The following is a 10,404-nucleotide window of genomic DNA, read 5'->3' on the forward strand; positions in this document are numbered from 1 at the left end:
GAGACGACCATCTCCACGTGCGTGGGGTCGAGCTGACGCATCCGCAGTCCGACGACCCCGCCCGACGGACTCCACTTGGCCGCATTGTCGAGGAGGTTGAGCACCGCGCGGGACAGACCCGCGGCGTCGCCGTAGACGTACCAGGGCACCACCTGGATATCGAACTCGATGTCGTTGCGGCGCCGACGGACCCGCTCCATGCTGCGGTCGACGACCTCGGTGATGTCGACCTGTTCGTAGGCGACCTCGCGCTGATCGTCGCGGGTGAGATCCACCAGATCGCCTACCAGCGTGGACAATTCCTCGATCTGCCCGATTGCATCGGCACGCAGTTCGGCCATCTCCTCTTCGGGCAGCTGCGGGGCGCCCGGCGCCGCCGATGCCATCAACAGCTCGACGTTGGTGCGCAGCGACGTCAGCGGGGTCTTGAGCTCATGGCCGGCATCGGCGACCAGACGGGCCTGCCGCTCCCGCGACTCCGCCAGCGCCCGCAGCATCGCGTTGAACGCCTCGGTGAGGCGGGCCAGCTCGTCGCTGCCGTACACCGGTATCGGTCGCAGGTCGTCGGTGCGCGCCACGCGTTCGGCCGCCTCGGTCAGCCGGCCCACCGGCCGCAGCCCCGCGCGGGTGACCATGCCGCCGGCCACCGCGGCCACCACGACACCCACGCCGCCGACCACCAGCAGCACCCATCGCAGCTTCATCGTCACCGCCTGGGTGGGCGCCAGGCTCTTGGAGATCAACAACGTGCTGCCGTTGGGCAGGTGCACGGCCAGCACCCGCTGGCCGGACGCGGTGCGGCGCGAGAGGAACAGCTCGCCGCGGATGACGGCCTTCTCCTGCTGGCCCACCGGCAGCCGCTGGCCGGGCTGATTGGCGGTGTAGATCGACCGGCCGGGATTGACCAGCATGGCGTTGACGTCGGAATAGGCGGTGCCCTCGATCGCCTTGCGGGGATCGGCGGCCAGCGAGCCACTGGCGATGAGCATCTCGGCCCGGCTCTGCAGCTGATTGTCGATGTCGTTGTAGAGCGCAGCCGAAATCACGGCGTAGACGGCGACGGCCATCAGGACCACCACCAATGCCACCATCGACATCGCCAGCAGCATTACCCGCCAGCGCAGCGAGAGGGAGGTCTTCTTCGCCTCTTCACCCTGCCGACGGCGGAACGATTGCATCAGGGGGGCGTCTCGCGAAGCACGTAACCCACCCCGCGCACGGTGTAGATCAGCCGCGGCTCCCCTTCGGCTTCGGTCTTACGACGCAGGTACCCGATGTAGACCTCCAGCGCGTTGCCCGAGGTGGGGAAGTCGAAGCCCCACACCTCCTCGAGAATCCGGCTGCGGGTGAGAACCCGGCGCGGATTGGCGATGAGCATCTCCAGCAGGGCGAACTCGGTGCGGGTGAGGCTGATCTGGCGGTCCCCCCGGGTGACTTCGCGGGTCACCGGGTCCAACGTGAGGTCCTCGAAGGACATCGCCACGGATTCGCTGAGCTCCTCGGCGGTGGTGCGGCGCAGCAGCGCCCGCATCCGCGCCAGCAGTTCCTCCAGCGCGAACGGCTTGGGCAGATAGTCGTCAGCGCCGGCATCCAGGCCGGCGACACGCTCGGAGACCGAGTCGCGGGCCGTCAGGACCAGGATCGGCAGGTCGTCACCGGTGCTCCGCAGCTGACGGCAGACCTCCAGGCCGTCCAGCCGCGGCATCATGACGTCCAGGATCATCGCGTCCGGACGGTCGTTGGTGATGGCCTCGAGCGCCTCGACCCCATCGGTGGCCAACGAGACGGCGTAACCATTGAACGACAACGACCTGCGTAACGACTCGCGCACCGCGCGATCGTCATCAACAACCAGTACCCGGGTAGCCATGGGTGCTATCCAATCATCCGAGGGGCGATCTGGGGGGCCAGACGCCGGTCGTGTCGGATCCTAATTAGCGGCGATCGAGATCGATGAGACCCAGACGTGCGGCTTTGAGCAGACGGCGCGGCACCTTGTGGGCACGTCCGGCGACGGACACGGTGACCAGGCCGGTTGCCTCAGCCTTCCACTGCGCGCGGCGACTGCGAGTGTTCGCACGCGACATCCTGCGTTTCGGCACGGCCATGGTCGAGCCTCTCCTGTTGTTGGCATAGGTGCCGCTCGATTCCAGCGGCGGGACTATCGCAAAGGATAGCCGGTGACCAGCGTCGGCTCCAAAAGAGTGGAGGCCCCGCGGTTCAGCGAGGCTCGACGAAGGAGAGCCGACGCTGGGACCGCGGCATCTGGCCCCACGGTTCAGCGAGGCTCGACATAAAGGAGTGCCGTAGCTGCACAGCGCAAGCAGCGCACCTTGACGCGACACCGCCGGTACCGGCTAACCTACCGGTTGGTTGAGGGATGGGATTTGGGGATGACAGCAGCCGTTCGCATCGGAAACTGCTCGGGGTTCTACGGCGACCGCCATGCCGCCATGCACGAGATGCTCACCGGCGGCGAACTGGACTACCTCACCGGCGACTACCTGGCCGAACTCACCATGCTGATCCTGGGCCGCGACCGGATGAAAAACCCGCAGCGCGGCTACGCCAAGACCTTTTTGACCCAGCTCGAACAATGCCTGGGACTGGCCCACGATCGGGGCGTCCGCATCGTGACCAACGCCGGCGGGCTCAACCCGGCCGGCCTTGCCGACGCCGTGCGCGAACTGGCGCAGCGCCTGGGCGTCCCGGCCCGGGTCGCCCATGTCGAAGGCGACGACCTGCTGGACCGCGCCGCGGAACTGGGGTTGGGCGCTCCGCTGACGGCGAACGCCTACCTGGGGGCCTGGGGTATCGCCGAGTGCCTGGCCGGCGGCGCCGATGTGTTGATCACCGGCCGCGTCACCGACGCGTCGGTGATCGTCGGACCCGCCGCCGCCCACTTCGGGTGGAGCCGCACGGACTACGACCGGCTGGCCGGGGCCGTGGTCGCCGGCCACGTCATCGAGTGCGGCGTGCAGGCCAGCGGCGGCAACTACTCCTTCTTCACCGAGATCCCCACCGCCCAGATGCTGCACCCGGGGTTCCCGCTCGCCGAGATCTACCCCGACGGGTCGTCGGTGATCACCAAGCATCCCGGCACCGGCGGGCTGGTCAGCGTCGACACCGTGACCGCGCAACTGCTCTACGAAGTGACCGGCGCCCGCTACGCGAACCCCGACGTCACGGTGCGCATGGACTCCGTCGAGCTGGCCGCCGACGGTCCGGACCGGGTGCGCATCTCCGGCGTGACCGGCGAAGCGCCGCCACCGACCTACAAGGTGTCGCTGAACTCGATCGGCGGGTTCCGCAACTCCACCACCTTCGTGCTGACCGGCCTGGACATCGAGGCCAAAGCCGAGCTGGTGCGTACCCAGCTGGAGGCGGCCCTGACCGTCCGGCCGGCCGAGCTGGAGTGGACGTTGTCGCGAACCGACCATCCCGATGCCGACACCGAGGAGACCGCCAGCGCCCTGCTGCACTGTGTGGTGCGCGATCCCGACCCCGCCAAGGTGGGCCGCGCGTTCTCGGCGGCCGGGGTGGAGCTGGCCCTGGCCAGCTACCCGGGGTTCTGCGCCACCGCCCCGCCCGGCGACGGGCAGGTGTACGGGGTGTTCACGCCCGGCTATGTCGACGCCGCGCAGGTGCCGCACGTCGCCGTGCACGCTGACGGCACCCGCGTCGACATCCCGGCCGCCTCGCAACGCGGCGAAGAGACGCGCGAGCTGGCCCCGGTCGCCGAACCGGAGCTGCCCGAGCCGCTACCGGCCGGCCCGAGCCGGCGCGCTCCCCTGGGCTCGGTCGCCGGCGCCCGCAGCGGCGACAAGGGCGGCTCGGCCAACGTAGGACTCTGGGTGCGCACCGAGGAGCAGTGGCGCTGGCTGGCCCACACCATGACCGTGGAGAAACTGCGCGAACTGCTGCCCGAGACCGCGGCGCTGCCGGTCAGCCGCCACCTGTTGCCCAAGCTGCGCGCGGTGAACTTCGTGATCGACGGCATCCTCGGGCAAGGAGTGGCCTACCAGGCCCGATTCGACCCGCAGGCCAAGGGGCTGGGCGAATGGCTGCGCAGCCGGCATCTGGAGATACCCGAGCAGCTGCTCTGAGAAGGGAAGATATGAGTATCTGGACCACCCCGGAGCGCCAGGCGCTGCGCGACACCGTGCGCGGATTCGTGGACCGGGAGATCCTGCCCCACGTCGAGGAGTGGGAACGCACCGGCGACCTGCCCCGCGAACTGCACCGCAAGGCCGCCGACATCGGCCTGCTGGGTGCGGGCTATGGCGAAGAGGTCGGTGGCAGCGGCGGCGACAGCGCCGACGCGCTGACCGTGTGCGAGGAGATGCACCAGGCCGGAGCCCCCGGCGGCGTGTTCGCCTCCCTGTTCACCTGCGGTATCGCGGTGCCGCACATGATCGCCTCGGGCGATGCCCGGCTGATCGAGGAGTACGTCCGCCCGACGCTGGCCGGCGAGAAGATCGGTTCGCTGGCCATCACCGAACCGGGCGGCGGTTCGGACGTCGGGCACCTGCGCACCACGGCGCGGCGGGAGGGCGATCACTACGTGGTCAACGGCGCCAAAACCTTCATCACCTCCGCGGTGCGCGCCGACTACGTCGTCACCGCGGTGCGCACCGGCGGACCGGGAGCCGGCGGGGTCTCGCTGCTGGTGGTCGAGCGGGGCACGCCCGGGTTCGAGGTGTCGCGCAAACTGGACAAGATGGGCTGGCGCTCCTCGGACACCGCCGAGTTGTCCTACGTCGACGCCCAGGTGCCGACCGCGAACCTGGTGGGTGTCGAGAACACCGGATTCATCCAGATCGCCGGCGCCTTCGTCTCCGAGCGGGTGGCGCTGGCCGCACAGGCGTATGCCAGCGCACAGCGCTGTCTGGACCTGACCGTAGCCTGGTGCCGCGACCGGGAGACGTTCGGCCGGCCGCTGATCTCACGACAGGCCGTGCAGAACACCCTGGCCGAGATGGCCCGCCGAATCGATGTGGCCCGGGTCTACACCCGCCAGGTGGTCGAGCGCCAGCTGGCCGGGGACCACAACCTGATCGCCGAGGTGTGCTTCGCCAAGAACACCGCGGTAGAGGCCGGTGAATGGGTCGCTCACCAGGCGGTTCAGCTGTTCGGCGGGATGGGCTACATGGCCGAATCCGAGGTCGAGCGCCAGTACCGCGACATGCGGATCATCGGAATCGGTGGCGGAACCACCGAGATCCTGACCTCGCTGGCCGCCAAGACGCTTGGATATCAGGCATGATCACCGCTGCTGCGCACCACCTCACCGCGCACCACCGCGCGCGGCCGACCGTCCTACGTCAGGCCCGGCTATGACGGTTCTGACCTCCACGCTCGATCCGGCCTCACCCGCCTATGCCGAGGCCGCCTCGGCACTGACCGACAAACTCGCCGAGCTCGATGCCGAACTGGCCAAAGCACTGGCCGGGGGCGGCCCCAAATACGTCGAGCGCCACCACGCCCGCGGCAAGCTCACCGCGCGCGAGCGCATCGAGGCGCTGGTGGACCCCGACTCGCCCTTCCTGGAACTGTGTCCGCTGGCCGCCTGGGGCAGCGAGTTCCAGGTCGGCGCCAGTGTGGTGATCGGGATCGGCGCGGTCAGCGGCGTCGAGTGCATGATCGTCTCCAACGACGCGACGGTCAAAGGCGGCACGTCTAACCCGTGGACTCTGCGAAAAATCCTGCGGGCCAACCAGATCGCCCTGGAGAACCGGCTCCCGCTGATCTCGCTGGTGGAATCCGGCGGAGCCGATCTGCCGACGCAGAAGGAAGTGTTCATCCCCGGCGGGCAGATGTTCCGCGACCTGACCCGCCTCTCGGCGGCCGGCATCCCGACCATCGCGCTGGTGTTCGGCAACTCCACCGCCGGCGGCGCCTACGTGCCGGGCATGTCCGACCACGTGGTGATGATCCGGGAACGCTCGAAGGTGTTCCTCGCCGGTCCCCCGCTGGTGAAGATGGCCACCGGCGAGGAGTCCGACGACGAGTCACTCGGTGGCGCCGAGATGCATTCGCGCACCTCGGGCCTGGGCGACTACCTCGCCAACGATGAGCTCGACGCACTGCGGATCGGCCGGCGGATCGTGGCGCGGCTGAACTGGGTCAAACAGGGGCCGAAGCCGGCCGCGGTGCTCGAACCCCGCTACACCGCCGAGGAATTGATCGGCATCGTGCCCGCCGATCTGCGCATCCCGTTCGATCCGCGCGAAGTGATCGCCCGGATCGTCGACGACTCGGACTTCGACGAGTTCAAGGCACTCTACGGTTCGTCGCTGGTCACCGGCTGGGCCCGCCTGCACGGCTACCCGGTGGGCATTCTGGCCAACGCCCGCGGCGTGCTGTTCAGCGAAGAGGCCCAGAAGGCCACCCAGTTCATCCAGTTGGCCAACCGCTCGAATACGCCACTGTTGTTCTTGCACAACACCACCGGGTACATGGTCGGCAAGGCCTACGAAGAGCGCGGCATGATCAAGCACGGCTCGATGATGATCAACGCCGTGTCCAACTCGACGGTGCCGCACATCTCGCTGCTGATCGGCGCTTCCTACGGCGCCGGGCACTACGGCATGTGTGGGCGGGCCTACGATCCGCGTTTCCTGTTCGCCTGGCCGAGCGCAAAGGCCGCGGTGATGGGCGGGACGCAACTTGCCGGCGTCATCTCGATCGTCAGCCGCGCCGCCGCCGAGGCCCGCGGCCAGCAGGTGGACGAGGCCGCCGACGCCGCGTTGCGCGCCGCGATCGAAGCACAGATCGAGGCCGAGTCGCTGCCGACCTTCCTGTCCGGACGGCTCTACGACGACGGGGTGATCGACCCCCGCGACACCCGGACGGTTCTGGGAATGTGTTTGTCCGCCATCGCCAATGGCCCGGTCGAGGGGACGTCGAACTTCGGCGTCTTCCGGATGTGAGGACTCCATGATCAGCACTGTTCTGGTGGCCAATCGCGGCGAGATCGCCCGCCGGGTGTTCGCCACGTGCCGCCGGCTGGGCCTGGGCACGGTCGCGGTCTACACCGACCCCGACGCGGGCATGCCGCACGTGGCCGAAGCCGACGCCCGGGTGCGCCTGCCGGAGACCACCAGCTACCTGTCCGCCGAGGCGATCATCGCCGCCGCCCGGGCCGCGGGCGCCGACGCCATCCATCCCGGCTACGGATTCCTCTCGGAGAATGCCGAGTTCGCCGCGGCGGTGGAAGAGGCCGGGCTGACCTGGATCGGGCCGCCGGTGGCCGCGATCGCCTCGATGGGCTCCAAGATCGAGGCGAAGAAGATGATGGCCGCCGCCGGCGTGCCGGTTCTCGAAGAGCTCGACCCCGCCACCATCACCGCGGCGCAACTGCCCGTGCTGGTGAAAGCCTCGGCGGGCGGCGGCGGCCGCGGCATGCGGGTGGTCGGCGACTTGTCGGCGCTGCCCGCCGAAGTGGCCGCCGCCCAGCGGGAAGCCGCCTCGGCGTTCGGCGACCCGACGGTGTTCTGCGAACGCTATCTGCCGACCGGGCATCACATCGAGGTCCAGGTGATGGCCGATGCGTACGGCACGGTGTGGGCGGTGGGCGAGCGGGAATGCTCGATTCAGCGCCGCCACCAGAAGGTCATCGAGGAGGCGCCGTCGCCGTTGGTGGAGCGCACCCCCGGGATGCGCACCCGGCTGTTCGAGGCCGCCCGGCTGGCCGCGAGCGCAATCGGCTACACCGGCGCCGGCACCGTTGAGTTCCTGGCCGACGAGCACGGCGAGTTCTACTTCCTGGAGATGAACACCCGTCTGCAGGTGGAACATCCGGTCACCGAGGAGACCACCGGCGTCGACCTCGTCGAGCTGCAGATCGCGGTGGCCGACGGGGCCCGGCTCGACCCCGCGCCGCCGCCCGCACAGGGACACTCGATCGAGGCGCGCCTGTATGCCGAGGACCCCGCCCACGGCTGGCAGCCGCAGGCCGGGACCGTGCACGCCCTGGAGGCCGACGGGGTCGGCGCACAGTTCGAGTCGCTGTCCCGGCGGACCGGTGTACGGCTGGACTCCGGCATCGTCGACGGCTCGACGGTCTCCGTTCACTACGACCCGATGCTGGCCAAGGTGATCAGCTACGCCCCGACGCGCCGTCAGGCGGCGGCGGTGCTCGCCGGGTCGCTGGCGCGCACCCGCCTGCACGGCCTGCGCACCAACCGGGACCTGCTGGTCAACGTGTTGCGCCATCCGGCGTTCCTCGACGGCGCCACCGATACCGCGTTCTTCGACACCCACGGGCTGACGGAGTTGTCCGCGCCGCTGGCCGACGCCGCGACGGTGCGCGCCAGCGCGATCGCCGCGGCCCTGGCCGACGCGGCCCACAATCGAGCCACCGCGCAGGCGTTCGGCTCCCTGCCCAGCGGTTGGCGCAACCTGGCGTCGGCATTCCAGTCCAAGGGCTACGCCGACGACTCCGGCACCGAACACCGGATCGAATACCGCTTCACCCGCACCGGGGTGATCGTCGACGACGACCTCACCGTGGTGTCGGCCACCCCGGACGAGGTGGTTCTGGCCGATCCGGCGGGGGTCGCCCGCAGCTTCGCCGTCGCCCGGTACGGGTCGGACATCTACGTCGACTCCCCGGCCGGGGCGGTGCACCTGGTGGCGCTGCCCCGTTTCCCCGATCCCGAGTCGGCGGTCGCCCAGGGGTCACTGCTGGCGCCCATGCCCGGCAGCGTGATCCGGCTGGGCGCTGCCGCCGGCGACGAGGTGACCGCCGGACAGCCGCTGATCTGGCTGGAGGCGATGAAGATGGAACACACCATCAGCGCACCCGCCGACGGTGTGCTCACGCAGCTCAACGTCCAACCCGGCGACCAGGTGGAGGTCGGCGCTGTGCTGGCCCGTGTCGAAGCGCCGGAAGCAACATCGGAAGCAGAAGGAGATAACCCATGAGCGACACCAGCTTCATCGAGAGCGACGAACGGCGCGCGCTGCGCGAGGCGGTCGCCGCGATGGCCCGCAACTACGGCCAGGACTACTACCTGGAGAAGGCCCGCGCCGGCCAGCACACCGACGAACTGTGGAGCGAGGCGGGCAAGCTCGGCTTCATCGGGGTGAATCTTCCCGAGGAGTACGGCGGCGGCGGCGCCGGCATGTACGAGCTGTCGCTGGTCATGGAGGAGATGTCGGCGAACGGCTGCGGACTGCTGATGATGGTCGTCTCTCCGGCCATCAACGGCACCATCATCTCCAAGTTCGGCACCGACGAGCAGAAGCAGCGCTGGATCCCCGGCATCGCCGACGGTTCGCTGACCATGGCGTTCGCCATCACCGAGCCGGATGCCGGATCCAACTCGCACAAGATCACCACCACGGCGCGCCGCGACGGCTCGGACTGGATCCTCAAAGGCCAGAAGACCTTCATCTCCGGCATCGACCAGGCCCAGGCGGTGTTGGTGGTCGGCCGCAGCGAGGACGCCAAGACCGGCAACCTGCGGCCCGCACTGTTCGTGGTGCCCACCGACACCCCCGGTTTGAGCTGGACGCCGATCGACATGGAGATCATCAGCCCGGAGCGCCAGTTCCAGGTCTTCCTCGACGATGTCCGGCTGCCGGCCGACGCGCTGGTGGGTTCCGAGGACGCCGCGATCGCGCAGCTGTTCGCGGGCCTGAACCCGGAGCGCATCATGGGTGCGGCCAGCGCGGTCGGCATGGGCCGCTTCGCGATCGGCAAGGCCGTCGACTATGTCAGCACCCGCCAGGTCTGGAAGACCCCGATCGGGGCGCACCAGGGCCTGTCGCATCCGCTGGCGGCGAACCACATCGAAATCCAGCTGGCGAAGCTGATGATGCAGAAGGCGGCGACGCTCTATGACGCCGGCGACGACTTCGGCGCCGCGGAGGCGGCCAACATGGCCAAGTACGCCGCCGGCGAGGCCTCGACGCGGGCGGTCGACCAGGCCGTGCAGTCCCTGGGCGGCAACGGCCTGACCAAGGAGTACGGCATCGCCGCGGCGGTCACCGCGTCCCGGCTGGCCCGCATCGCGCCGGTGAGCCGGGAGATGATCCTCAACTTCGTCGCGCAGACGTCGCTGGGCCTGCCCCGGTCGTACTGATGGACACGCTGGTTACCTACGCGGGGCCGGAAGACACCGGCGACGGGTCGGCGCGCCTGACCCTGGACTCGCCGCACAACCGCAACGCGCTGTCATCGACGTTGGTCGCCCAGCTGCACGCCGGGCTGCGCGACGCGGCGGCGGACCCGAACGTGCGGGTGGTGGTGCTGGGCCACACCGGTAACACCTTCTGCGCCGGCGCGGATCTGAGCGAGGCCGCCGGTGGTGAACCGCGTGAACCCGGCGGTTCAGCGAGGCTCGACGGAGGAGAGGTGAAGCTGGGACCGCCGAATATGCTCGGCAGCTATGACGA

Annotated in this window: 9 protein-coding genes; 6 read left to right on the top strand and 3 right to left on the bottom strand. The window is 69.4% G+C overall.

Translation table 11 applies throughout. The annotated features are described in order from the left end of the window. The 3 genes from LI92_RS16955 to rpmF all read right to left on the bottom strand — a co-directional run. Positions 1–1,178 (bottom strand): HAMP domain-containing sensor histidine kinase (locus LI92_RS16955; RefSeq protein ID WP_046320877.1); only part of this gene is annotated, 1,178 nt, incomplete at its 3' end. Then, positions 1,178–1,870 (bottom strand): response regulator transcription factor, encoded by a 693-nt coding sequence (locus LI92_RS16960; protein WP_046320860.1) that lies wholly within the window; start codon positions 1,868–1,870, stop codon positions 1,178–1,180. The genes LI92_RS16955 and LI92_RS16960, both read right to left, overlap by 1 nt. A 64-nt stretch (positions 1,871–1,934) precedes the next feature. Further along, entirely contained in the window at positions 1,935–2,108 is a 174-nt protein-coding gene (rpmF, locus tag LI92_RS16965; protein ID WP_046320862.1) for a 50S ribosomal protein L32, read from the bottom strand. 285 nt (positions 2,109–2,393) lie between these two features. Between rpmF and LI92_RS16970 the strand changes: the two genes are divergently transcribed. From LI92_RS16970 to LI92_RS16995, 6 genes are all read left to right on the top strand, one after another. Then, positions 2,394–4,106 carry an acyclic terpene utilization AtuA family protein gene (locus tag LI92_RS16970; RefSeq protein WP_046320863.1) on the top strand — a complete coding sequence of 571 codons (1,713 nt, stop codon included), beginning with the start codon at positions 2,394–2,396 and terminating at the stop codon, positions 4,104–4,106. An 11-nt stretch (positions 4,107–4,117) separates the two neighbouring features. Then, positions 4,118–5,266 (top strand): acyl-CoA dehydrogenase family protein, encoded by a 1,149-nt coding sequence (locus LI92_RS16975; RefSeq protein WP_046320865.1) that lies wholly within the window; start codon positions 4,118–4,120, stop codon positions 5,264–5,266. A 70-nt stretch (positions 5,267–5,336) separates the two neighbouring features. Beyond that, positions 5,337–6,932, top strand: a complete 1,596-nt coding sequence (locus tag LI92_RS16980) for an acyl-CoA carboxylase subunit beta (RefSeq protein WP_046320867.1) — start codon at positions 5,337–5,339, stop codon at positions 6,930–6,932. Positions 6,933–6,939: 7 nt separating this feature from the next. Further along, entirely contained in the window at positions 6,940–8,928 is a 1,989-nt protein-coding gene (locus LI92_RS16985) for an acetyl/propionyl/methylcrotonyl-CoA carboxylase subunit alpha (RefSeq protein ID WP_046320869.1), read from the top strand. Further along, positions 8,925–10,091 carry an acyl-CoA dehydrogenase family protein gene (locus LI92_RS16990; RefSeq protein WP_046320872.1) on the top strand — a complete coding sequence of 389 codons (1,167 nt, stop codon included), beginning with the start codon at positions 8,925–8,927 and terminating at the stop codon, positions 10,089–10,091. The genes LI92_RS16985 and LI92_RS16990 overlap by 4 nt, the downstream gene beginning before the upstream one ends. Continuing rightward, a partial coding sequence (locus LI92_RS16995; protein WP_046320874.1) for an enoyl-CoA hydratase-related protein occupies positions 10,091–10,404 on the top strand: 314 nt, incomplete at its 3' end. The genes LI92_RS16990 and LI92_RS16995, both read left to right, overlap by 1 nt.

Origin of the sequence: Mycobacterium sp. UM_Kg1 (genome assembly GCF_000972925.1) — a bacterium.
In the GTDB taxonomy this organism is placed as follows: domain Bacteria; phylum Actinomycetota; class Actinomycetes; order Mycobacteriales; family Mycobacteriaceae; genus Mycobacterium; species Mycobacterium hiberniae.